A 24,104-nucleotide genomic window follows, 5' to 3' on the forward strand; every position below is an offset into this window, starting at 1 on the left:
GAAGTACCCACCGCCGCCTCCTGATCCTCGGCGGGTCCGCTGACTACGCCGTGGGAGAACCCGCATTTTTCCCAGCCAACTGCCAGGATCAACCGCTCCTCGCGGACGTACACTGACCTTCGCACCACGTTTGTGGACACTCCGCCAGGTGAGGGCCTTTTTCGTATGCTCTGGAAGTTGCTTGTCGAATACCTGCGGCCGCACAGGCCGCTGCTTGCCGCCGTCGTGGTTTTCCAGCTGGCGCAGTCCATCGCGTCGCTGTACCTGCCCACGCTGAACGCGGACATTATTGACCAGGGTGTGGCCCGGGGCGATACCGGTTACATCCTGTCCACCGGCAGCGTCATGCTGCTCATTACCTTGGCGCAGATCGCATGCGCTGTGGTGGCGGTGTATTTCGGCGCCAAGGCCGCGATGGGGCTGGGCCGGGACCTCCGCGGCGCCATCTTCGAGCGGGTGGGGCAGTTCTCCGAGCAGGAGGTCACCAGGTTCGGCGCCCCCAGCCTCATCACCCGCTCCACCAACGACGTGCAGCAGGTCCAGCAGCTGGTGCTGATGTCCGCCACGCTCATGGTCGCCGCACCCATGCTCAGCATTGGCGGGGTGATCATGGCCATCCGGCAGGACGCCCAATTGTCCTGGCTCATTGCCGTGTGCGTCCCGGTGCTGCTGATCGCCGTCGGCCTCATTGTCACGCGCATGGTGCCCTTGTTCCGCAAGATGCAGGCCCGGATCGACACCGTGAACCGGGTGCTGCGCGAGCAGCTCACCGGCATCCGGGTGGTGCGCGCGTTCGTGCGGGAGGACATGGAGACGGAGCGGTTCGCCGGGGCGAACAGGGATGTCACCGATGTTGCGCTGCGTGCAGGCCGGCTGATGGCCCTCATGTTCCCCACGGTGATGCTGGTGCTGAACATCTCCAGCGTGGCGGTGATCTGGTTCGGCGCGTTTCGGATCGAGGACGGGTCCATGCAGGTGGGCACCCTGATCGCCTTCCTGAGCTACCTGATGCAGATCCTGATGTCCGTCATGATGGCCACTTTCATGGCGGTGATGATCCCGCGTGCCTCGGTGTCAGCGGACCGGATCGGCGAGGTGCTGGGCACCAGCTCCAGCGTCATGCCGCCGACGCAGCCGGTCACCAGCGCGGTCCGGCGCGGCGAGCTGGAAATGCGCGACGTCGGGTTCGCCTACCCGGGTGCCGAGCATCCGGTCCTGCTGGGCATCAGCTTCACGGCGTGCGCCGGGCAGACCACGGCGATCATCGGCAGCACGGGCTCGGGCAAGACCACCCTGGTGAACCTGATGCCGCGCCTCTTCGATGTCACCTCCGGGGCGGTCCTGATGGACGGGGTCGACGTGAGGGACCTGGACCCGGACCTGTTGTGGGGTCACATCGGCCTGGTGCCGCAGAAGCCCTACCTGTTCTCCGGCACGGTCCACAGCAACCTGCTCTACGGCAACCCGGACGCCACCGAGGACGAGCTCTGGAACGCACTGGAGATTGCGCAGGCACGGGACTTCGTCGAGCAGATGGAGGAGGGGCTGGATGCGCCCATCTCTCAGGGCGGCACCAACGTCTCCGGCGGCCAGCGGCAGCGGCTGGCCATCGCCCGGGCCCTGGTGAAACGGCCCGAGCTCTACATTTTTGACGACTCGTTCTCCTCGCTGGACACCGGCACCGATGCCCGGCTGCGCCAGGCGCTCAAGCGCAACATCGCGGGGGCCACCATGGTGATCATTGCCCAGCGCGTGTCCAGCATCGTTGATGCGGACCAGATATTAGTGCTCGACGACGGCAGGATCGTTGCCCAGGGCACGCACCGCGAGTTGCTGGAGACATCCGGGACGTACCGCGAAATTGTGTCGTCCCAGCTGGCAGCGGAGGAGACGGTATGAGCATGCACCGCGCAGGCGGCCGTCCCGCTGGAGCCAGGACGGGCTCAGGCACGCCCGCTGGGTCCGGGGCCGGGGGCAAAGCCGGCCAGGCCGACGTCGTACGCATCCCTCGTCCTGCCGGCGGGCCGGGGAGGGGCGGGCCCTTCGCCGGGATGAATGTCCCGGCGGAGAAGGCAATGAACTTCAGCGGCTCCGCGAAACGCCTGCTGGGCACGCTGCGGCCGGAACAGTTCTGGCTGGTGCTGGTGCTTGCAATGGCTGTGGCGGGCGTGGTGCTGCAGGTCATTGGGCCGCGGCTGTTGGGCGAAGGCACCAACCTGATTTTCTCCGGGGTGGTGTCCAAGCAGCTGCCGCCGGGGATGACGCAGGCGCAGCTGATTGCGATGTTGCGGGCGTCGGGGGAGAACCAGAAGGCGGACATGCTCAGCGCCATGACGCTGACGCCGGGCGCAGGGATCGACTTCGCTGCGCTCGCCAGTGTGCTGACGTGGGCGCTGGTGCTGTATGTGCTGGGGTCGGCCTTTATGTGGGGGCAGGCCTATGTACTCAACGGCGTGGTGCAGCGGACGGTGTTCGGGCTCCGCGAGCAGATCGAGGCCAAGATCAACCGGCTGCCGCTGCGGTACTTCGACTCGATCCAGCGCGGCGAGCTGCTCAGCCGGGTGACCAACGATGTGGACAACATTTCGCAGAGCCTGCAGCAGTCCATCAGCCAGGCCGTAACGTCCGTGCTGACGGTGCTGGGCGTGCTGGTGATGATGTTCATCCTCTCGCCCACGCTGGCGCTGATCGCGCTGGTGACTATCCCGCTGACGCTGGGGATCACCACGCTGATTGCCAAGCGCTCGCAGAAGCTCTTTGTGCAGCAGTGGAAGAACACCGGCGAGCTGAACGGCCAGATCGAGGAGACCTACACCGGGCATGCGCTGGTGAAGGTGTTCGGCAGGCAGCGCGAGGTGGGGGAGCGGTTCCGGCAGAAGAACGCGGAGCTGTACGAGGCGAGCTTCGGGGCGCAGTTCATTTCCGGGCTGATCATGCCGGCCATGACGTTCATCGGGAACCTGGTGTACGTGGGCATCGCGGTGGTGGGCGGGCTGCAGGTGGCGTCCGGGGCGATGCAGTTGGGCGATGTGCAGGCCTTCATCCAGTACTCCCGGCAGTTCACGCAGCCGCTGGCCCAATTGGGTTCCATGGCGAACCTGCTGCAGTCCGGGGTGGCCTCCGCCGAGCGGGTGTTTGAGCTGCTGGATACGGAGGAGCAGTCGGCGGATCCTTCCGGGGCTTTGCTGCAGAGCCCGGATGGTGCTTCGCGTGGGCGGCTGGTGTTTGAGGACGTGTCCTTCTCTTACTCGCCGGACAAGCCGCTGATCTCTGGGTTGTCCTTGGTGGCCGAGCCGGGGCAGACCGTAGCCATTGTGGGGCCGACCGGGGCGGGCAAGACCACGCTGGTGAACCTGATGATGCGGTTCTATGAGCTGGATGCTGGACGGATCACGCTCGACGGGGTGGACATCACCACCATGACCCGGCACGACCTGCGCTCGCGGATGGGGATGGTGCTGCAGGATACGTGGCTGTTTGGCGGGACCATCCGGGACAACATCGCCTACGGGCGGCCCGCTGCTTCTTCTGATGAGGTGCTGGAGGCGGCGCGGGCGACCTATGTGGACCGGTTCGTGAAGTCGCTGCCCGAGGGGTACGACACGGTGCTGGACGACGAGGGGTCCAACGTGTCCGCGGGCGAGAAGCAGTTGCTGACGATTGCGCGGGCGTTCCTGGCTTCGCCCTCTGTTTTGATTCTCGATGAGGCGACGTCCTCGGTGGACACCCGGACCGAGGTGCTGGTGCAGAAGGCCATGAGCGCGCTGCGGTCCGACCGGACGTCCTTTGTTATTGCGCACCGCCTGTCCACGATCCGCGATGCCGACCTCATCCTGGTGATGGAAAACGGGCAGATCGTGGAGCAGGGGAACCACGCATCACTGCTGGCTGCTGGTGGGGCCTACGCACGTCTGTACGAGGCCCAGTTCGCGGCCCCGGTGGCGGAGGTCTAAGGAATGTTGCGACTGGACGCTCGAAAGCGGGCGACGGCGGAGAGCTCCCGCCGTCGCCCGCTTTTGTGGGCTTAGAACGCGTCAGCCTCGGCATTGAGGTCCCGGCCCTTGGTCTCCGGCGCGAAGAACCCGGCCGCAAGGCCGATCGCCGCGTAGGCCATGAGGATTCCCGCTACCGGGATCCACCCCGGTCCGGTCGCAGCAACGACGCTGGCAGCAATGATGGGGCCAAGACCTCCGGACAGGACGGCGCCGATTTCCTTGACGGTCGTCATAAAGGAGAAGCGGCGTTTGGAGCCGAACATCTCCACCAGCCAGGTGGACTCGACGCCATACAGGTTCGGCAGCGGACCGCCTACATAAACAACGAAGACCAGGGCCACCAATACCGGGTTCCGTGTTTCGATCATCAGCATCGCGGGAATGGTGAAGGCGAACTGGAACCCGGAGAGCCAGAGCCAAACTTTGCGTCGGCCGAACCGGTCAGTGAGCTTACCGGTCAGCAGGACCGTGAGCACGCCCAAAACGGAGCCGAGCGTCACGCCGGTAGTGACCAGATTGGGATCCATTTTCACTACAGACACCGTCCATCCGATAAGGAATCCCTTGACGAGGTACACGGAGCCGTTTTCGCCGAGTTTGATGCCCAGCGAGACGAGGAAGGCCTTCTTGGAATCAGCAACGTCACGCCAGACGCTTTGCTGCTTGGCCTCCAGGCGCGCCGCTTCCCGCCGCGCCTTCACCGCTTCGAAGACCGGTGATTCGCTCACACTGCGCCGCAAGTACAGTGCCACAAGGGTGGTACCGACGCTCAGCAGGAAGGGAAGACGCCACCCCCAAGCGAGGAACTCGTCTTTAGGCATTTGCGAGAGCAGCAGCCACAGTCCGCTGGCCAACAGCACACCTGTTGCCGTTCCCAGTGCCACCACGGCGCCGTAAAAGCCGCGCTTATTCGACGGGGCGGATTCCACCAGCAGCAGCGAGGCCCCGGACAGCTCGGCGCCGGCGCCGAAGCCCTGGATAAGCCGCAGGAGCACCAGGAGGATGGGGGCCATGACCCCGATCTGGGCAAACGTGGGCAAAAGACCCATTCCCAGAGTGGCGATCCCCATCATTCCCACGGTTATGACCAGGACGGATTTCCGCCCGTATTTGTCCCCAAGGTAGCCGAAATAGACCCCACCCAGGGGCCGGACGAGGAACCCTGAACCAAACGCGGCAAAGCTGGCGAGCAATGCCATGGCCGGGTCTGTGTTGGGGAAGAACAGCGGCCCGAAAACGAGCGCCGCCGCCAGGGTATAAAGCGTGAAGTCCATGTATTCCAAAGCGGAACCAAGGAAGGACGAAACGGAGGTGCGGCGCAGTTCAGCAGGCGACACCTTCAGTTCCGACGCCGGCCCCTGGAGGTCAGCGTCGACGTAATTCAGGTTTTGGTTTTCTGTGCTCATGGGGCTTCTCCCTCGGAAAGGGCCTGCAGGCAGGCCCGGCCGTAACGTCGTTGTTCGGATGGTGGTGCAAGGTCTTCAGGAGCAGCTCAGCTCGGGAGCAGGGAGACGGTCTCCGCTATGCAGGCAGGCTTTTGCGAGCCTTCCAGCTCGATCAGGTGATGGAACTGCAGCTGCCGGCCGCTGGCTGTCTCGGTTACTGAGGCCAGCGTCAGCCGGTCCCTGATGCGTGAGTTGACCCTGGCCGGGGCAGGGAACCGTACCTTGTTCAGGCCGTAGTTGATGATCATCGCTGCCCCATCGACCCGATACACCTGACTGGCCAGGTACGGCAGCAGCGACAAGCTGAGGTAGCCGTGGGCGACGGTGGTGCCGAACGGTCCGCCGGCGGCCCGCTCCGGGTCCGTGTGTATCCACTGCTGGTCCAGGGTGGCGTCGGCGAAGGCCTGGATCTGGGATTGGTCCAGGGTATGCCATCCGCTCACCCCTATTTCCTGCCCCGTCATGCTGGCCAGCTCGGCGGCGTCCTTGAACAGTCTCATTTAGACCCTCTCCAGCAGCATGGCGACGCCCTGGCCCAGGCCCACGCACATGGTGGCCAGGCCGCGGTTGGCGTTTTCGCGTTCCATCCGACCCAGCAGCGTGACGACGATCCGTGAACCGGAGGAGCCCAGGGGATGCCCCAAGGCGATTGCACCGCCGTCGTTGTTGACAGTTCCTGCGTCCATACCAAGCAGCCGCGTGCAGGCCAGCGCCTGCGCTGCGAACGCCTCATTGAGTTCGACGGCGCCCACGTCCGACAGGTCCCAGCCCGCCTTGGCCAGTGCCTTTTGAGTCGCAGGCACCGGGCCGATGCCCATCACTTCCGGCGCCACACCGGCCGCTTGGCTGGTGACGATGCGGGCCCGCGGGGTGAGCCCATAGCGCTTCACGGCCTCGCCGCTGGCCACCACCACCGCCGATGCGCCGTCGTTGAGGGAACTGGAGTTGCCAGCGGTGACCACTCCATGGGGCGCCACGATCGGCCGGAGGGCGGCCAGGGCATCAGCGGTCGACCCGCGCCTGGGTCCCTCGTCGGTGTCCACCAGCGACACTTCCCCCCGTCTTTCCTTGACCGGAACAGGGACTATCTCGTCGCTGAAGCGGCCTGCGTCGATGGCCGCCACAGCCAGGTTGTGCGAGCGCAGTGCAAAGCTGTCCGCGTCGGCACGGGAAATGTTCTCCCGGTTGGCTACCTCTTCTGCCGTTTGGGGCATGGAGAACAGCGCCCCGGATTCCATCCGGGGGTTAACAAACCGCGCACCGATAGAGGTGTCCGCGAGTTCACCCGGTTTGGCATAGGGCCGTTCCGGTTTGGCCATCACCCAAGGCGCCCGGGTCATGGATTCCACGCCGCCGGCCACCACAAGGTCGGCGTCACCGTTCCGCACCGACTGCGCTGCCATGCTGATGGCGGTTAGCCCGGAGGCGCAAAGCCGGTTGACCGTCACAGCCGGAACGGCGTGCGGGAACCCGGCCAGCAGCGCCGCCATCCGGGCAACGTTACGGTTGTCCTCCCCGGCCTGGTTCACACAGCCCAGGATGACCTCGTCGAGGGTGGCAGGATCAACGCCGGCCCGGTCCACTGCAGCCTGCAGCACAAGCGCGGCCAAGTCGTCCGGGCGGACAGTGGCGAGCGCGCCGCCGTGGCGGCCTACGGGGGTGCGGACGCCGCCGACGAGGAATGCCTCGGGCATCAGCGGGCCCCGCCGTTGATGTAAAGGGTCTGTCCGGAGATGTAAGAGGAGTCGTCACCGGCGAAGAAAGCCACGGCCGCGGCCACTTCCTCCGGCTGGCCTACACGTCCCAGCGGGGTTCGCTCCGCCACCGCCTGCTGGTGTTCGGCCGGGCTGGCCCCCACACGCTTGGCAGTGGCGGCGGTCATCGAGGTGGCGATGTAACCCGGTGCCACGGCGTTGACCGTGATGTTGAACGGACCAAGTTCGATGGCGAGCGTCGAGGTGAGGCCTTGGATGCCGGCTTTTGCAGCCGCGTAGTTGGCTTGGCCACGGTTGCCCAGCGCGCTGCGGCTGCTGAGCGAGACGATCTTGCCGTAGTTGGCCGGAACCATGTAGCGCTGGGCAGCGCGCGAGCAGAGGTAGGCGCTGGTGAGGTTGGTGGTCAGGACGGAATCCCAGTCCGGCCGCTCCATCTTGAAGAACATGTTGTCGCGGGTGATGCCCGCGTTGTTTACCAGGATGTCCAGGCGGCCGAACTCCCGGTGGATGTCATCGAACACCCGGTCCACGGCTTCCTCATCCGTAACGTCGCAGCACGCGGCAACGGCCTTTCCGCCTGCCGCCAAGACGTCCGGGTGGTCCGAGATCCGCTGTGCGGTGTCCTTGGCGCGGTCCTCGTTGAGGTCCAGGACGACGATGGTGGCACCCCCGGTCGCCAGTTTCAGCGCGGTGGCGGCGCCGATCCCTTGTGCCCCGCCGGTGACCGCGGCCACCCGATTGGTGAAATTGCTCATGACTATTCCTTTGCGTCTACGGATTTCGTTAAAGTCGTGCTGCCGAAGCCCATCGGGCATCTAGCTGAAGGCGGAGAGGCCGGTGATCTCCCGGCCTACGAGCAGGGACTGGATGGAGTCTGTGCCTTCGTAGGTGGAGACAACCTCCATGTCGGTCATGTGCCTCGCCACGTGGTTCTCCAGCAGTACGCCGTTGCCGCCGAGCATGTCCCGCGCTTCGGAACAGATCCAGCGGGCTTTCCGTGCCGTATGCATTTTGGCGAGTGACGCCATGGGCCCGGTCATCCGGTCGTCTTCGGCGAGTTCGGCCAGCCGGAAGCAGATCAGCTGCATGGCGGTCAGTTCGGCGAGCATGTTGGCCAGTTTGTTCTGCACGAGCTGGAAACTGCCGATGGGTTTGCCGAACTGCTGGCGGGTCTTCGCGTAGTCCAGTGCAATCTCGTAGGCAGCCATTGCGTGGCCGTAGGACTCCCAGGACGCGCCGCTTCGCGTTGAGGTCAGTACGCGGGTGACGTCCTTGAACGAGTGGCATTCCGGGAGCCGGTTGGCGGCCGGGATCCGGAGGTTATCGAGGGTGATATCCGGCTGGAGGATCGCCCGCTTGCCGATCTTGCCGGTGATGACTTCGGTGGAGTAACCGTCTGGAAAGCTGCCGTCCGCGTTTCGCTCCATCACGAACGCCTTTACCTTCGCGTCTGCTTCGTCGCGGGCAAAGATGATGACGACGTCGGCCATGCTGGCGTTGCCGATCCAGCGCTTGCGCCCACTGATGATGTAGGAGTCCCCATCCCGCCGCGCGCTGGTTTCGAGCGCCACGGAATCAGACCCGTGCTCAGGTTCGGTCAGGGCGAAGGCACCGATCTTGTTAAGGGCGGCCATGGCCGGGAGCCAGCGCTGTCTTTGCTCCTCGCTGCCGAGCATGTTGATGGTTCCCATGGCCAGTCCGGACTGGACACCGAGGAAGGTATTGACGGAACCGTCGCCACGGGAGACCTCGGCGGCAACAATCCCGGCGGCAAGCCGGCTTAACCCAGGACAGCCGTAGCCCTGAATGGTTGACCCGGCGATGCCGAGCCCGGCAAGCTTGGGAACAAGTTCGAAGGGAAACTCGGCACGTTCCCAATAACCGTTAATCACCGGCAGTAGTTCTTTGTCGACGAAGGCGCGCACTTTCAGCCGGAGCGCCCGGTCCTCAGCGCTGAGGAAATCGTCCATGAGGTAAAAATCGGTGGCGTTTGCGGCCGTTTCCGGTGTCATTGCGTGAGCTCCAGTGCTGTGTGATCGGGGACCCTCGTACCCTGCGGGTCCGTATTGTCGTGTGAAGGCTGGAAAAGGGTGAGCCAGTGGCGCTCGTGGTCCGCCAAGGGCCGGGAATTGCCGGTGTGCGGCTGGACTGAAACCAGCACGGTCCGGCCGTCCACGGCGACTGCCCCCTGTTGGCTGCCCTTGAATTCCAGGCTGAACGAACTCGTCCCGATCCTGGTCACTGCGAGTTCAACCTCCAGGTCTTCGCCGTGATGAACCGGCCGCCGATAGTTCAATTCGAGGCTGGCCACTACCGTAGGCGTGGCTTCGGCCGGGCCGATTCCCGGCATCGAGGACCGCCACTTGATCCTGGACTCTTCAAGGAGCGTCACCACGGCGGCATGGTTGACGTGTCCGTTGAGGTCCTGGTCGGACCATCGGGGGCACACCCGGGTCCGGTAGGTCTCAGACATGGGTCAAGGCTTTCCGGTGCAGCAGCCAGTCCCGCACCAACCCGGAGCTTTCGTTTAATTCCGGGGGCGCGAGCGAGTAGTCCACCGGCGTGAGGGAATATTCGACAGGGTGGCGGACGGTGGGTATCTTCCGGGGCCCCTCGCCCGCCATCACTACCGGGTTCAGCCCCAGCTGTTCAGCGAGCGCAACACCGCCACGGACATCCTGGATCGGCGCGCACGGCAGCCCTGCCGAGGAGAGCTCACGGAACCACTCGTCCGCTGACCGGGCCGCCAACTGGGCATGCAGGATGCCGCGCAGTTCGTTGCGGTGGGCGTTGCGCTGCAGGGTTGTGGCGAACTTTGGATCCCGGGCCACTTCGGGGATTCCCAGTGCCCCGCACAGCCGGACGAACTGGGCGTCATTGCCCGTCGCAATGATGATGGTGCCGTCCCCGGTCTGCATCGGAGCGTAGGGATACATGCTGGGGTGTTCGTTCCCCATCCTGGTGGGGACTACACCGCCTGTTACATAGGCGGCAGACTGGTTCACCATGCCGGAAAGGGCAGAGGTCAGCAGGTTCAGTTCCACGAGCTGACCCTCGCCGGTCCGGTCCTTGTGGTGCAGTGCCCCCAGGATGCCGATGGCGGCGTGCAGGCCTGTGATGACGTCGAACAGGGCGATGCCTGCCCGGTATGGTTGGGTGTCCTGATCCCCGGTCAGGCTCATCATTCCCGAGGCGGCCTGTACCAACAGGTCGTATCCCGGAATGTGTGCGCCGGCCCCGGTGCCGAATCCAGTGATGGAGGCATAGATAATGTCCGGGTTCAATCCGGCCGCGGACGCATAGTCCAGCCCCAGCCGCGCCATGTTGCCGGGCTTGAAATTTTCGATCATGACGTCAGCGGTGCGGATCAGGGAACGCGCTACGTCGAGGTCCTCCGGGTCTTTCAGGTCCAGGGCAATGGAATGTTTGTTGCGGTTGACCGCTAAGAAGAAGGTGGCCTCGCCGTCCCGGACCGGCGGCATGTAGGTGCGGGTGTCGTCACCCTCGGGGCCTTCCACCTTGATCACTGTGGCGCCCATGTCAGCCAGGAGCATGGTGGCGTACGGGCCGGCCAGCACTCTGCTGAAATCTGCGACCACGATGCCGGCGAGGGGCCCGGCGCTTGCCCTGCCCAGGGCATCAAAGCCGTGGTTATCGTTGCCTCCAGCAGGCTGGTCCTGCCGTCTGGAGACCGATTCGTCGATCGGTTGTGTCATCTTAAATCCTCCGCAATGTGGTCTGCATCACCAACCTTTGCAAGCGGACTGATTCACGTCCAATACGTATTTGGTGCTGGACTGATACCCGCCCGTCATCAGCGTCGGCGCGTTCCTTGGGTATCTTGGGCGTATGGACAATGACGTTTACCTGGGCAGGAGCTGAGCGCGGGAGTGGAAATACATCAGATTCGGGCCTTCCTTGCCGTGGCGGAGGAATTGCATTTCGGCCGGGCCGCCCGCCGGCTTCATATGGCCCAGCCGCCGTTGAGCCGTTCCATTCAGCGGCTTGAGCATGAACTAAAGGCGCCCCTCTTTATCCGCAGCACACGGACAGTCCAGTTGACCGCCGAAGGCCAGGCGTTGGTCGGCCCGGCACGCGACATACTCGAAGGGTGCCGGCGGGGCCGCCTGGCGGTGGCCTCGGTGGGCCGTGGCGAAACCGGGCGCGTGCGGGTCGCCTTTGCCGGTGTTTCCTCGCATGTGATGGTTGGCAGGCTCGCCAAGCGTGTCCGGGAAGTGCACCCCGGAATCGACTTTGAGCTCTCCAGTTCCAACTTCGCGCTACCGGCCATGGACAAGGTCATGGGCGGGGCCATGGAAGTCGGCCTGGGCCGCTGGAACTTCATTCCCGCTGTCCTCGACTCCCGGATCGTGGCCAACGAGCGGCTCGTTGTGGCGCTGTATGAAAGCCACCCGTTGAGTGGACAGGCTTCGCTGCGCATGGCCGATCTTGCGGGGCAGCCTTTCGTTACGTTGCCGGAGCATCCTGGCGCCATCCTCCATGACCACCTTCGGAGGCTTTCCAGTGCGGCGGGGTATGTCGTGGAGATTGCCCAGGTGGCGCCGGATTCCCAGACGCTCATGGCGCTGGTGGCGGCGGAAATCGGTGTCGCGCTGACGGTCTCCTCGGTGCCTGAAAACTTCAGCCACCCGGGTGTCGTGTTTCTGCCCCTGGACGACCCGGCGGATGCCATCCAACTGCGGCTGGTTTGGCGGAAGGACAATGCCAGTCCGGCTCTGCGCGAGGTTCTTCGGCTCTCGGAAGAGGTCCTTCCGTCACCGGCGTGAGCCGTTCATTGATGCCGATGAAGCATAAGCGGATTCATTATTAGGTATTGGATCTGACGGCAATTGGACTGGCACAGTGGTGGAGATCACGCCGGTGCATATTTGCGCCTGTACCGCCGCCAACCGCCCTCTTACCCGCCAGGAGAATCCACCGTGACTGTTACCGCGCCCCCCATGGTCCTCGACGATGTACTCAACTTCGATAGCCTTCTGAGTCCCCGGGAACTGCAGTTGCGCAGCACTGTCCGGGACTTCGTGGATGAACGGATTCGGCCCAAAATCGCCGGCTGGTATGAGGATGCCCGCTTCCCGCTCGAACTTGTGCCCGAGCTTGGAAAGTTGGGGGTCCTCGGGATGCACCTGAAAGGCTACGGATGCCCGGGCCGCAGCGCCGTCGAGTACGGCCTCGCCGCCATGGAGTTGGAAGCCGGCGACTCAGGGCTTCGGACTTTTGTCAGCGTCCAGGGCTCCCTGGCCATGAGCGCCATCCACAAGTGGGGGTCCGAGGAGCAGCGGAACGAGCACCTGCCGGCGATGGCTCGGGGTGAGAAGATCGGCTGTTTCGGGCTTACCGAGCCCACAGCCGGCTCCGATCCTTCCAGCATGGCGACTTTTGCGGCACCTGACGGAGACGGCGGTTGGGTCATCAACGGGGCAAAGCGCTGGATCGGGCTTGCTTCCGTGGCGCAGATCGCTGTCATCTGGGCCAACACCGCCGATGGGATCCGCGGGTTCATCGTGCCGACGGACACCCCCGGCTTCAGCGCGACGCCCATCAGTTCAAAGCTGTCAATGCGGGCCTCCATCCAGTGTGACATCAGTCTCGATGAAGTCCGGTTGCCCGCCAGCGCACTCCTGCCCGGCGCGCGCGGACTCAGCGGCCCGTTCTCCTGTCTCAACGAAGCCCGCTACGGAATCATCTGGGGCGCCATGGGTGCAGCCCGGGACTCCTACGAAGCCGCACTGGCCTATGCCCGGGACCGGCTCCAGTTCGGCAAGCCACTCGCCGGCTACCAGCTCACGCAGGAAAAGCTGGTAAATATGCTGCTGGAAATCCAGAAGGGGACCCTGCTGGCCCTTCATACCGGTCGACTGAAGGACGCTGGGACGTTGGAGCCTGTTCAGATCTCCGTGGGTAAGCTGAACAACGTCCGCGAGGCGATCGCCATCTGCCGGGAAGCACGCACCATCCTTGGTGGTAACGGCATCACTCTGGACTACTCGCCGTTGAGGCACGCGAACAACCTTGAGTCAGTGCGCACGTATGAAGGTACCGACGAGGTCCACACCCTTATCCTGGGCCAGCGGATTACAGGCATCTCGGCGTTCCGGCAGGAGTGACGGTTATGGCAGGGGCCGGTGCGGCCACGTGCCATACCGTTCAGGCGGTTAAAGCCTAAGTGCTCCGGACCATGAAGCTCCGTTGTAGCCGGCCGGCCCGAAGCCAGCAGATCGATCCGATGGTTGGCGCGACGTCGCCCGTCCTGGCAGCCTTCGATGAAACAGCACTCACCGACCCCATCGGGCAGTGGGTCCTCCCGTCAATTTTTCGCGATCCTGATGTTGCTCTGGGGATCAGGACGGCACTGCAGGACCCCGGTCGACGGAAACCATGTTGGTTGAGTGTGAAACTTTGGACTGGGAGCAGAAGCGGCGGGCAACGAACGGTTGCGGGTGTATTGCGTCGCCGAACTAAAATGTCGGACCCTCCTGGAAAGCTTTGGTTATGGAAACCGGAGCGGTTGTGGATGCGAAAGGCAAGGCCGGGGTGTCCGGTGCCGTCGCATCCCTGACCGGGCTGGTGGACGAGCTTGCAGGAGCCCTGAGCGGTTCTTCGAATGCGGCAGATAGTGCTCACGGCGTCGACAGTCATGATCCGCTTCGGGAAGTTGCCGAGTCCTGCCTGGACGGTCTGGGCATCGTGGCCCGGATCGAAGCTGCTACTGCAGCCGTGAAAGTGCGGCTGCTCGCAGAGTATTCGGAGGCCGCAGCCGCCATGGAAGCGCCGGCGGAAAGCGCCTATGAATCATCGGCGCGGGACATGAGTGTCGTCGCCGAAGTCGCCTGTACGCTCACCATCGCCGAAGGAGCCGCATCCGCGCTGCTGCAGGACGCCCATGCGCTCACCTGCTCTCTTCCGGCGACGCTTAAGGCCATGGAGGCCGGCGCCGTCTCCTGGCGGCATGCCCAGATCATGGTCGACGAAACCAGCAGCCTGGACGCTGCAGCTGCAACAGCCTTGGAAGCTCACTTCCTGGACCCGGAGGCGCCTAACGCGGCCCGGGGTGCATCTGCCGGAGAGCTGGTCCCGGGTCGTTTCCGTCGGAAAGTGCGCGCCTGGCGGGAACGCCATCACCCCGAGTCCCTGACAATCAGGCATGTGAAGTCCGTTGCAGATCGGCGGATGGAGTACTCGCCGGACCGGGACGGTATGGCCCGTGTTTCGCTCTACATGGCTGCGGACACGGCCTGTGCCATCTGGAACAGGACGTCCGCCCTGGCCCGTGGGTTGCAGGGACCGGACGAGCCGAGAACCCTTACCCAGCTCAGGGCAGACGTGGCCGCAAAATTGCTGCTCGGGGACACCGGGGACCTCGCCGGGCCTGGGCCGTCCCTCAAAGCTGATGTGCTGGTCACGGTACCGGTCTGTTCCCTCCTCGGTGCCGCAGACGAGCCTGCAGACCTGGACAATTACGGACCCATTCCTGCATCGATGGCGCGCAAACTTGTCGCGGAAGGTGCCGGCTCGTTCTACCGCGTTTTGGTGGACCCACGCGACGGAGCTCCGCTTGAACTTGGCCGGACCAGCTACCGGCTCCCGGAATCGCTGAAGCGGTGGTTGAGGATGCGGGATGGAAAGTGCACTTTTCCCGGCTGCAGCAACCACAGCCAGGACAATGAGGCGGACCACCTCAGGGCCTGGGAGCGCGGAGGCGCCACCGGAATCAGCAATCTGGGACAGTTGTGCCCCAAACATCACCGGCTCAAGCACCGAACCGGCTGGAGTCCTGGTCCGGCTTCCCGGAATGAGCCGCCGGGCTGGACTTCTCCAAGTGGCCGCCAGTACAACGCCGAGCAAGCGGACCGGGAACCCACACTCTGGCCGCCGGGCTGGCTTCCGGAAGGGGCCAGCGTGCTTGAGGTATTGGTTGTGGATTATCTCGCGGTCTCCTGACGAGCGGTCAGTCGGGCTGCCCAGAGGACACACCCTCGAGCTCCATCACGGCCGGGGAACTCATGCCCGCGCCGACGTTGAAGTTCCCCGCCGTTCACTCTGATGCAACCAGGAAGCCCTGAATCGTTTCGCCAGGCCAAGCAGTCTTTTCACGCACCCTCTCGCCCGGAGCACCCCATCACCGGGCGGACATCCCCGAGGTACCAGGAGTACTCCAGTGTTCGTGAAAAGCACCCTCGCCGCCGTCGCCGTCCTCGCCTCCCTGGCCGGGACAGCCGTAGCCCCCGCCACTGCGGCCCCAGCACAGGCCCCCACCCAAGCCCAGGCCGAGGCACCCAGTCCGGCGCCCGTCGTCGGCCAGCCCCTCGCCGGGACGCACGCCCACAACGATTACGAGCATGACCGCCCCCTGTTCGACGCCCTGGACCACGGCTTCACCAGCGTCGAGGCGGACGTATGGCTGGTCGACGGCGAGCTTCGCGTGGCTCACGACCTGGCCGACGCCAAGCAGGGCGTCACGCTCGAGCGCCTGTACCTCGACCCACTCCGAGACCTGGTCCGCAGCCAGCCTGGCCACAGCGTCTACCCGAAATGGGACGGCAGCCTGCAGCTCCTGATCGACATCAAGAGCGAGGGCGAGTCCACCTACGCCGCCATCGAGCAGGAACTGGCTGAGCACCGGGACATCATGAGCCGCTACACCAACGGCAAAGTCAAGACCGGCCCGGTCACCGCCGTCATCAGCGGCAACCGTCCGCTGGCCACCATGCAGGCCCAGGACAAGCGCTACAGCTTCTACGACGGCCGCGCCGCCGACCTCACCTCCGGCCTGCCCGCCGCCCTCATGCCGCTGGTCAGCGACAACTGGACCAAGCTCTTCACCTGGCAGGGCGTCGGCCCCATGCCCGAGGCCGAACGCGCTAAGCTGCGCGCCTTCGTGACCACCGCACACGCCAACGGCTACCGCGTCCGCTTCTGGGCCACCCCGGACCAGCCCGGTACCGCCCGCGACGCCGTCTGGACCGAACTCGCCGACGCCGGCGTGGACCACATCAACACAGACGACCTCGTCGGCCTACAGCAGTTCCTCACCGCCCGCGGCGCCTGAGCCCCCACTCCAGCCGACAACAGAAACAGGACCATACCCATGCCTGCAAGAACACTCAAGATCACGACGGCGGCGCTCACCCTGGCGTTCGGCCTCCTTGCGGCGCAGCCCGCCTTCGCCCAAACAGCCCAGGCGGACAGCACCAGCGACATCGCCCAGGCGTTCACCTTCGCCGCCATCGGCGACATCCCCTACGGCGCCACCGAGATCGCCAAGTTCCCGTCCCGCATCCAGGACCTGAACGCTGACAAGGAGCTGAAGTTTGTAGCACACGTGGGCGATATCAAGAACGGCTCCACCGTTTGCTCCGACGAGTACTTCTCCTACATCCGCTCCCAGTTCGACACCTTCACGCACCCCCTGGTGTACACGCCCGGCGACAACGAGTGGGTGGACTGCCACCGCACCAACAACGGCGCCTACAACCCACTGGAGCGCCTGGACAAGATCCGGGACGTCTTCTTCAACCAGCCTGGCAAGACGCTCGGCGCCACCATGCCGGTGAAGTCGCAGGAGAGCCTCGGACTCCCTGAGGATGTCCGCTTCGAGAAGAACCGGGTGGCCTTCTCCGTACTGAATGTGCAAGGCAGCAACAACTCCCTGCTGCCATGGACCGGCCTGGGCAAAACTGAAGCCACGCCCGAGCAGCTTGCCGAGGTTCAGCACCGCACGGACGCCGTGACCGCCCAGATCCACCAGTCCTTCGCCGACGCCAGGCGCAGCAACGACCGCGCCGTGGTGCTCATGCAGCAGGCCGACATGTTCGATCCGTCGCTCCTGGCCGATGCCACGGCAAACCCGGCCACCGTCTCCGGCTTCCGCGGGATCGTGCAGGCCATCGTCGAGGAGACCAACAACTTCGACGCCCCGGTCTACCTGGTCAACGGCGACAGCCACGTCTTCGCCGAAAACCAGCCCCTCGCGAAAGGCTCGCCCTGGCTGGACATCTACGGGGCGCCCGCCGCGGACAGCCTGCAGCGCATCACCGTGGACGGCGCCAACAACGCCGTGGACTACGTGCGCTTCACGGTCGCCGGCAACAGCGCCAAAGGCACCGACGTGCTGAGCTGGGAAAAGGTCCCCTTCAGCCAGTAGGCACCCAACGGAAGCGGACGACGGCGGGCGTCACCCGCCGTCGTCCGCTTTCTGCGCGTCCCTACACCCGCTGGCTGGTGAGAGCAGCCAGCGACGCCAATTTCGCTTCACCCACCGGCTCTTCGGGCAGCAGGGGAATCAGGGCAACCATGTCCGCCATGGACCGCACCGTGGCAATCTGTTCGATTTCGTGTGCGGCACGGGCCTGAAGCAAGGGGGTGCGAGGGCGGGCAGCAGCGATCGAGCTGTTGATGACCCAGGCCCAAGGCTTGATCCCGGCCCGTTCCAGATCGTCTTCCAGTTCCTTGGCCTCCAGCACCGGTGTGGTTTCAGCCAGCGTAACCAGGATGACCTTCGTCAATGCCGGATCCTGCAGGCGCATCAGCGGCGTCACGAACCCCATCGAGTCGCCCACCTGCCGGGAAATCTCCCGGTGGTACGAGCCTGTGGCGTCCAGGAGCAGCAGGGTGTGTCCGGTAGGTGCGGTGTCCATCACCACGAAGTTCCGCCGGGACTCCTGGACCACCCGGGAAAACTGCCGGAACACCGCCACCTCGTCCGTGCACGGGGACATCAAGTCCTCCGCCAAAGCTGCGCGTCCTTCGGCATCCAGGCTGCGGCCCTTGGTGTCCATGACGTGGGCGCGGTATTCCTCAATGGCCGTTGCAGGGTCGATCCGGGACACCTTCAGCCCAGCAACAGGCCCATGCAGTGTCTCGGTCAGGTGTGCTGCGGGGTCGGTGGTGGTGAGATGGACCGCGTGTCCTCTCTTGGCCAGGGAGACCGCAATTGCGGCGGCAACCGTGGTCTTTCCCACGCCGCCCTTGCCCATGCACATCACCAGCCCGTGACCGTCCCGCTCGATGCCGTCCACCAAGGCCGCGAGCGGTGCATCCTCGACCTCCGGGACCGACGAAGGGCCCTCCTCCGCGCCGGCGGCGGCAGTGAACAGTGACTCGAGCGCGGGAATACCTACCATGTTGGCGGCTTTGAGGTCGAGGACGTCGCGGGGGAGAGCAGCGATTGACTCCGGAATGGTCGCCAAGGCCGCCGCCCGGGGCACGGAGGGCCTTTGCCAGTTCCTCCTCGCCCCCGCCCTTGGGAAAGACGCCGTTGACGACCAAATACCCGCCGCTGATTCCGATCCGGTGGAGCTCGAGATAAGTCCGTTCCACCTCTTTCAGGGACGATGCCTGCGCACGGGTCACCAGGACAAGCCGGGTGCGCAGGGGATCCCCAAGTGCCTGGACCGCCTTTGCGTATACCTCCTTGTGCCTGTCCAGCCCGGACAGCGGACCCAAGCAGGAGGGTTCCCCTGCCCCGGTGGCGAGGAAATCTGTCCATGATCCGGGAAGCTGCAGCAGGCGGATGGTGTGACCGGTTGGCGCGGTATCAAAGATGATGTGGTGGTACTGCGCGTACGAGGAGTCGTCTCCGAGCAGGCTGGTGAACTCGTCGAAGGACGCCACCTCCGTGGTGCAGGAACCGGACAGGCTCTCCGCGATGCCGGCCAGTTCCGTCTCAGGCAGGACTCCCCGGACAGGAGCCAGGATCCGCTCCCGGTACGCGTCGGCCGCCTGCTCCGGGTCGATCTCCAGCGCAAAGAGGCCCGGCACATCAGGAATGGCGGTGATGGTATTTCCAATGGCCAGGCCGAAGACTTGGCCGATGTTGGAGGCCGGATCCGTGCTGACCAGCAGCACCTTCCTGCCGGCCCTGGCGAGGGAGAGCGCGGCAGCGCAGGCCACCGAGGTCTTGCCCACCCCACCCTTGCCGGTGAAGAACAGGAACCGGGGCGAATTTTCGAGAAACTTCACGGCCGGATGACCTGCTGGGCGGGATGGATATGACTGGCCATGATCCTGTTCCTGGCGTTCTTCGGGCAGACGGTCAGTGCCAGTCTTTCAAGCCACCGGGAAAGTCCCTAGAGCCGAACGTCCCGGACGACGGCGGGCGCCCACCCGCCGTCGTCCGCTGCGGTTTCAGGGTCTGGACACCGGTGGTCGCCGGACTTATCGTGCAAAGGTGGCGGCTGCCTGACTGGCAGGATGGCCAGTGCTGCCGGTCCGCCGTTGCGGCCGTCCGTCATGAGGAGGAAGCAGATGGCACACGTTGAAGAGGTTGAAGAGACGGTTGAAGTCGCAGTTCCGGTGCGGACCGCGTACAACCAGTGGACCCAGTTCGAATCCTTTCCGCAGTTCATGTCCGGCGTCGAGTCGGTGACCCAACTGACCGACACCACCAACCACTGGGTCACCAAAGTGGGCGGGGTCCAAAGGGAGTTCGATACGGAAATCGTTGACCAGGCGCCTGATGACCGGATCGCCTGGCGCAGCACCGACGGCAAGTCGCACGCCGGCATCATCAGGTTCACGCCGCTGGATGCCACCCACACCAAGGTCAAAGTCCATTTCGAATGGGCGCCGGAAACCGCCACTGAAAAGGCCGGCGCAGCGCTGAAGATCGACACCATGCAGGTCAAGGCGGACATGCGGAAGTTCAAGGACTTCGTTGAATCGCGTGGCACCGAAACCGGTGGTTGGCGAGGCGAAGTCTAGGGACGTCTATCAAAGCGGACGACGACGGGTGCCCCCCGGCCGTCGTCCGCTTCCTTATGCGCGGCGGAGGTCCGCCGCAATGGCCGGGAGCCCACCTGTTGCGGACCGCAGCTCCGGTGTGCCAAGATTCCCCTGATCGTGAACCGACTCCAGGAGGTGAGACCCATGAACGCTGTACACGTAATGGGTGCTCCCCCGTTGTCTACGATCCGCGGCTGACCCAGCCGCCACCGGGAGCGCCGAACAGGCAAATTCGCGAAAGGCGACTCCCATGAATACAACACCTTCTTCCATCCCGCACGATGCTCCGGCGGCGAGTGCCAGACGCGCGCTGGTCCTCGGTGGTGGCGGCTCCACCGGCAACGCCTGGCTGATCGGCGTCGTTGCCGGCCTGGCAGACGCCGGACTGGACGTGACCGGCGCCGACCGCATCATCGGAACCTCGGCCGGATCCACGGCCGCCGCGCAGATTGCCGGTGCCACCCCGGCCGAACTTTATGCCGCGGTCCTGGACGCTCCGCTTCCGCAGCGGACGCGTCCCGCGGGAACGCAGGCGTCCGGCAGCCCTGCGTCCAACCACGCGGTGCCCAACCACTTGGAGCGGACCGGCAGGCTCATCGCCGCCTCCGCGGACGCAGCGGACATGCGCCGCAGGATGGGTGCCGCGGCGCTCGACCTGGCGGCGTCCCACGACGGCTCGGAGCGGTGGCGGGCTACCGTCGCGGCGCGGCTGCCCAGGCAGGAATGGCCCGAGCATGAATTGCTGATCACTGCAGTGGACGCCACCAGCGGGGAACCGGCGGTGTTTGACCGCCACAGCGGCATCGGCCTGGTTGACGCCGTAGCAGCAAGTTGCTCCAGCGGCTCCGCATACCGGATTGGAGACAAGGGCTATATCGACGGCGGCTACCGGCGCAACGAAAACGCCGACCTTGCCGCGGGGTGTGGGCGGGTCCTGGTTCTGTCGCCTTTCGGGGGCAGGACGCGGATGCCACTGGAGTGGGGCATGCAGTTGGCGGCGCAGGTGGAAGAGCTGCGCGCGGGTGGCAGCAGGGTCGAGGCCGTCTTCCCGGACAGCGGGGCCGAGCACATGTTCGGTGCCAACGCGATGGATCCGTCACTCCGTCCGGCCGCGGCTCACGCCGGGTACAACCAGGGCAAAGCCCTGGCCGCAAGGCTCATGGAATTTTGGAAGTGATCGTTTCAAGGGAATAAAAGAGCGCTTTTCTCCTCCTTTGTGAAGGTTATCCAGGATTTTCTGTGATTTATGTAAGGAAAAGTGCAGAAGTGCGCTTCGCATCGAATTAGAGAGTTTGTGCTGGCAGGCGGGTCACATCCATGGGCGGCTCCCATCCCTTCCCTGCCGGGGTTCACGGCGGTCCGCGGCAGGACTGGATAAAAAAATTAAAGCAGGTATGGTTTCGGATAACGCAAAGCAAAGAAAGGCGTGATTCCGATGTCCGGAAAATCCCCCAAAAGCGGCGCCACTAAAAAGGCCGGCAAATCAATCCTGGAAAAACGGGCCGAAAAAAGAGCCAAAAATGAAAACAGCGAACTCGGTTTTGTAAAACCGCGGAAAAACCAGCGCTGACCACGCCAGCGGGTGGCCGCCCGGGACTCCTAGCCCGCGGCCGCCCGCGCCACCCCGGCAGTTTCACCAGGACTGAACGCCGGGGGATCAGCCGAAGGACACCACAATGATGACCTCACACAATGCTTTAGTCGTCCCCACCCGACTCACCCAGCCGGTGCACATCAGGCCGATCGACCTTGATGAGACGGCCTTCCAAAAGATCGCGTCAGGCGGCATCGGCCTCCTCGCGGGCATGGATTGGCACGTCTACCTGGACAGCCCCCCAAACAGGCCGGCCACGAATGTCCGCGCCGAGGTGCTCATCCGCGAGGCCGGCATCGACCTTGACGGAACCATCCAAGGGACGGCCCTGTTCCTGGGACGCGACAGGCTGGACGGAGAGTGCGACGCTCCACGCCATCTCATCAGGCTGGCCGAGCAGCTGTTCGACCTGCCGCTCGCAGCGTAGCCGGCCCGGCACTCAACGGCGCGTGCCGGGCCACACTGTTGGGGAACGGACGGCGGCGGACGCGCATCCGCCGTCGTCCGCTCTCTTTACTTCTCCAACAAACCGCCGCTTGCCCACCGGCGGACTGCCAGTTTTTCTGAAGCGTCGAATTCCAGCAGCGCCACCCGGCAAAGTTCCTCCACATTCGCGGTCCAGGCCGTGGCAATTTCTGCTGCCGTCGCGTCGTCCCGCAACTGGAAATCGGCGTAGGCCAGGCCCTGCAGCACAAAGTTCACCGCATTGCGGGAGACAGGTTCGCCGGCACTGACGCAGTCGTCCCGCACCTGCCGGGCCAACTCATTCCGGTTGAGCTGATGTTCCCTGAGGCGCGCCTCCATGGAGGTGAAGATCTGGCGGAACTGGGCTGCCGACAGTGCCGGAACATCCGTCACGCGGGTGACCCGCTCCTCCACCCCGGGCTGAACGTCGGCAGGCGCGGGAAGGTCTTCAGCGGAGAATCTCTTTGCGTCCCAGACCCAGCCGCCCTTGGCGGGTGAGTATTCGATGTCTTTGCCAATCTGCGCCACCCAGGATCCGAACCGCCCAAGACCGGCCCAGTCCGTCTTCAACGACGGCTCTGCGGTGAGTGCCCGGTGTGCAACCATCGCTCCGGCCACCGGGCCTGGCGCAGACCGGACGAACTTCATCACTTCAAGGACAGCGGGTGAACCAGTCTTCGCCTTTGCCTTGGCCGTTGCCGGGCTGGGTGGTTGTTTCGCTGACGCCACGGCGTGAATGGGTTCCGCGGTGGTGCCGTTGAGAATCGCGACGAAGTCATGGGACTCCACCACATGGTCTGCCATCTCCCGGTAGGCAAAGGCAACGGCGCCGGCGGCAATGACGGTGGTCATCCGGTCGGCTGCCCGGAACCGCTGGATCAGGGACGTGAAGTCGGCGTCGGCCGAGGCGATGAAGAACTCCTCGATACCTACGCTTCCGGCAAGTGCATCCATGGCATCGAGCACCAGGTTGATGTCGGTGCTGCTCTTGCCCCGCTGCGTCAGCGAGGGGCAGTCGATCACGCGAAAACCGGCCCGGGTCCAGTAGGGGCGGTATTTGGAGTACACCATGGGGTTCAAGTAGCAGTTGCGGATCAGGAACCGCCGGGTCTCGTCCCCGGTTCCCCCGTTGGACAAAGCATCTGCCCACTGCTTGGGATCCTCGGCAAAGCGTCTTGCCGCCGCCGGGTCCAGGGCCTGGAGGCCAGTAAAGACATTGTCGAAATCAACAAACATCGCTGCACGGATGCCAGGCCTGCGTACCGGTTCAGGTGCCTTGTTCATTGGGTCAGTGTGCCAGCAGCGCCGGGCCACGCGTGCTGTTGGTGCTGCGACACGCAAGAGGACGACGGAGGATTGCCACCCGCCGTCGTCCGCCCTGTCCGCCTGCTATTCCTCGATGGTGACGCCGCGCCAGAACGCGATCCTGTCCTCAATGTGCTTGGCGCGCGGCTTTGCCTCCGGGTAGTACCAGGCCGCAGCTTCATTCAGCTCGCCGTCAACCTCCAGCGTGTGGTAGCTGGCCGTGCCCTTCCATGGGCAGAACGTGTTCTTGCCGCTGTAGCGCAGGTACTCAGCGTTGACGGCGTCGCGCGGGAAGTAATGGTTGCCCTCCACCACCACAGTGTCCGCGGATTCGGCGATGACTCTTCCGTTCCAGATAGCCCTGACCATCAGTTCCCTTCCGTCGCTGCCGTCCCGCAAGGGTGACGGTTGTACGGATGCCAACGGCCTGGAAGCCGCGCTTGTTCCCCGCAGCCCCCTAGCGCGGGCTCTTGTCGATGACGCAGAACCGGTTCCCGTCCGGATCCTCAAGGACCACAAAGTCTGGGTCCTCCGGGTACAGGTCCCAGTCCACCCGCTTGGCACCGAGCGAGACCAGGCGCTCCACCTCCGCGTCCTGGTCATCCGCATAGAGGTCCAAGTGGATCCGCGGGTGGTCCTGGACAGGGGTTTCGCTGAGCATGAGCGACAACTCCGCACCAGGGCCCGACGACGGCACAAGGGTCACCCACGTTTCGTCACCGGGTTCCTGGGGGACATAGCCCAGGGCGTCATGCCAGAACTTGGCGGCGGCTGCGATGTCGTTGACGCCGAGGACTATGGTTCCGATAGTCAGCATCCGCCCAGCCTAAACCTCGCCGCA

General features: G+C 64.6%; 22 protein-coding genes and 1 pseudogene. 11 read left to right on the plus strand and 12 right to left on the minus strand.

Going from position 1 to position 24,104, the window contains the following annotated elements; genetic code table 11:
- Positions 1–165: 165 nt before the first annotated feature.
- The gene (locus ACR65J_RS06710) at positions 166–1,899 is read left to right on the plus strand and encodes an ABC transporter ATP-binding protein (protein ID WP_440167216.1); all 1,734 of its coding nucleotides are present in this window, start codon (positions 166–168) and stop codon (positions 1,897–1,899) included.
- Positions 1,896–3,953, plus strand: a complete 2,058-nt coding sequence (locus tag ACR65J_RS06715; RefSeq protein ID WP_440167218.1) for an ABC transporter ATP-binding protein — start codon at positions 1,896–1,898, stop codon at positions 3,951–3,953. The genes ACR65J_RS06710 and ACR65J_RS06715 overlap by 4 nt, the downstream gene beginning before the upstream one ends.
- 71 nt (positions 3,954–4,024) lie before the next feature.
- Here ACR65J_RS06715 and ACR65J_RS06720 read toward each other — a convergent pair whose 3' ends face one another.
- The 7 genes from ACR65J_RS06720 to ACR65J_RS06750 all read right to left on the minus strand — a co-directional run bounded on the left by ACR65J_RS06720 (position 4,025) and on the right by ACR65J_RS06750 (position 10,871).
- Positions 4,025–5,401 (minus strand): MFS transporter, encoded by a 1,377-nt coding sequence (locus ACR65J_RS06720; protein ID WP_440167219.1) that lies wholly within the window; start codon positions 5,399–5,401, stop codon positions 4,025–4,027.
- Positions 5,402–5,487: 86 nt separating this feature from the next.
- Complete coding sequence (locus ACR65J_RS06725; protein WP_440167220.1) at positions 5,488–5,940, minus strand: MaoC family dehydratase; 453 nt, start codon at positions 5,938–5,940, stop codon at positions 5,488–5,490.
- Positions 5,941–7,134: a thiolase family protein gene (locus tag ACR65J_RS06730; RefSeq protein ID WP_440167222.1), complete on the minus strand. Its 1,194-nt coding sequence runs from the start codon at positions 7,132–7,134 to the stop codon at positions 5,941–5,943.
- On the minus strand, positions 7,134–7,910 hold the full coding sequence (fabG, locus tag ACR65J_RS06735; RefSeq protein ID WP_440167224.1) for a 3-oxoacyl-ACP reductase FabG: 777 nt from the start codon (positions 7,908–7,910) through the stop codon (positions 7,134–7,136). The genes ACR65J_RS06730 and fabG overlap by 1 nt, the downstream gene beginning before the upstream one ends.
- Positions 7,911–7,970: 60 nt before the next feature.
- On the minus strand, positions 7,971–9,167 hold the full coding sequence (locus ACR65J_RS06740; protein WP_440167226.1) for an acyl-CoA dehydrogenase family protein: 1,197 nt from the start codon (positions 9,165–9,167) through the stop codon (positions 7,971–7,973).
- On the minus strand, positions 9,164–9,628 hold the full coding sequence (locus ACR65J_RS06745) for an acyl-CoA thioesterase (protein WP_440167228.1): 465 nt from the start codon (positions 9,626–9,628) through the stop codon (positions 9,164–9,166). The genes ACR65J_RS06740 and ACR65J_RS06745 overlap by 4 nt, the downstream gene beginning before the upstream one ends.
- Positions 9,621–10,871, minus strand: coding sequence for a CaiB/BaiF CoA transferase family protein (locus ACR65J_RS06750; RefSeq protein ID WP_440167230.1), 1,251 nt, complete (start codon positions 10,869–10,871; stop codon positions 9,621–9,623). Before ACR65J_RS06750 ends, ACR65J_RS06745 begins: the two co-directional genes overlap by 8 nt.
- A 174-nt stretch (positions 10,872–11,045) precedes the next feature.
- Between ACR65J_RS06750 and ACR65J_RS06755 the strand changes: the two genes are divergently transcribed.
- From ACR65J_RS06755 to ACR65J_RS06775, 5 genes are all read left to right on the plus strand, one after another.
- Entirely contained in the window at positions 11,046–11,942 is an 897-nt protein-coding gene (locus tag ACR65J_RS06755; protein WP_440167232.1) for a LysR substrate-binding domain-containing protein, read from the plus strand.
- A 174-nt stretch (positions 11,943–12,116) separates the two neighbouring features.
- Positions 12,117–13,283 (plus strand): acyl-CoA dehydrogenase family protein, encoded by a 1,167-nt coding sequence (locus ACR65J_RS06760; RefSeq protein ID WP_440167420.1) that lies wholly within the window; start codon positions 12,117–12,119, stop codon positions 13,281–13,283.
- Between the two features lie 385 nt (positions 13,284–13,668).
- Positions 13,669–15,117: an HNH endonuclease signature motif containing protein gene (locus ACR65J_RS06765; protein WP_440167234.1), complete on the plus strand. Its 1,449-nt coding sequence runs from the start codon at positions 13,669–13,671 to the stop codon at positions 15,115–15,117.
- 217 nt (positions 15,118–15,334) lie between these two features.
- Positions 15,335–16,225 carry a phosphatidylinositol-specific phospholipase C/glycerophosphodiester phosphodiesterase family protein gene (locus ACR65J_RS06770; protein ID WP_440167236.1) on the plus strand — a complete coding sequence of 297 codons (891 nt, stop codon included), beginning with the start codon at positions 15,335–15,337 and terminating at the stop codon, positions 16,223–16,225.
- 39 nt (positions 16,226–16,264) lie between these two features.
- Complete coding sequence (locus tag ACR65J_RS06775; RefSeq protein WP_440167238.1) at positions 16,265–17,320, plus strand: hypothetical protein; 1,056 nt, start codon at positions 16,265–16,267, stop codon at positions 17,318–17,320.
- A 61-nt stretch (positions 17,321–17,381) separates the two neighbouring features.
- Here the strand turns inward: ACR65J_RS06775 and ACR65J_RS06780 are convergent, their stop codons facing one another.
- Positions 17,382–18,365: an ArsA-related P-loop ATPase gene (locus ACR65J_RS06780; RefSeq protein ID WP_440167240.1), complete on the minus strand. Its 984-nt coding sequence runs from the start codon at positions 18,363–18,365 to the stop codon at positions 17,382–17,384.
- Positions 18,366–18,444: 79 nt separating this feature from the next.
- Positions 18,445–19,137, minus strand: a pseudogene (locus ACR65J_RS06785) (TRC40/GET3/ArsA family transport-energizing ATPase); the annotation flags it as partial.
- A 285-nt stretch (positions 19,138–19,422) separates the two neighbouring features.
- Here ACR65J_RS06785 and ACR65J_RS06790 point away from each other — a divergent pair.
- The 4 genes from ACR65J_RS06790 (at position 19,423) to ACR65J_RS06805 (ending at position 21,920) form a co-directional block, all read left to right on the plus strand.
- On the plus strand, positions 19,423–19,878 hold the full coding sequence (locus ACR65J_RS06790; protein WP_440167242.1) for an SRPBCC family protein: 456 nt from the start codon (positions 19,423–19,425) through the stop codon (positions 19,876–19,878).
- A 271-nt stretch (positions 19,879–20,149) separates the two neighbouring features.
- Positions 20,150–21,076: a patatin-like phospholipase family protein gene (locus ACR65J_RS06795; protein WP_440167244.1), complete on the plus strand. Its 927-nt coding sequence runs from the start codon at positions 20,150–20,152 to the stop codon at positions 21,074–21,076.
- Between the two features lie 258 nt (positions 21,077–21,334).
- Positions 21,335–21,469, plus strand: a complete 135-nt coding sequence (locus ACR65J_RS06800) for a hypothetical protein (RefSeq protein ID WP_440167245.1) — start codon at positions 21,335–21,337, stop codon at positions 21,467–21,469.
- A gap of 106 nt (positions 21,470–21,575) precedes the next feature.
- Complete coding sequence (locus ACR65J_RS06805) at positions 21,576–21,920, plus strand: hypothetical protein (protein ID WP_440167246.1); 345 nt, start codon at positions 21,576–21,578, stop codon at positions 21,918–21,920.
- Positions 21,921–22,006: 86 nt separating this feature from the next.
- On the opposite strand, the gene ACR65J_RS06810 is transcribed toward ACR65J_RS06805, so the two are convergent.
- The 3 genes from ACR65J_RS06810 to ACR65J_RS06820 all read right to left on the minus strand — a co-directional run bounded on the left by ACR65J_RS06810 (position 22,007) and on the right by ACR65J_RS06820 (position 24,080).
- Positions 22,007–23,242, minus strand: a complete 1,236-nt coding sequence (locus tag ACR65J_RS06810) for an NYN domain-containing protein (RefSeq protein ID WP_440167247.1) — start codon at positions 23,240–23,242, stop codon at positions 22,007–22,009.
- Positions 23,243–23,347: 105 nt separating this feature from the next.
- On the minus strand, positions 23,348–23,632 hold the full coding sequence (locus tag ACR65J_RS06815) for a DUF427 domain-containing protein (protein ID WP_440167248.1): 285 nt from the start codon (positions 23,630–23,632) through the stop codon (positions 23,348–23,350).
- Positions 23,633–23,720: 88 nt separating this feature from the next.
- The gene (locus tag ACR65J_RS06820; RefSeq protein ID WP_440167250.1) at positions 23,721–24,080 is read right to left on the minus strand and encodes a VOC family protein; all 360 of its coding nucleotides are present in this window, start codon (positions 24,078–24,080) and stop codon (positions 23,721–23,723) included.
- Positions 24,081–24,104 lie beyond the last annotated feature (24 nt).

This window comes from Arthrobacter sp. SAFR-044 (assembly GCF_059414985.1).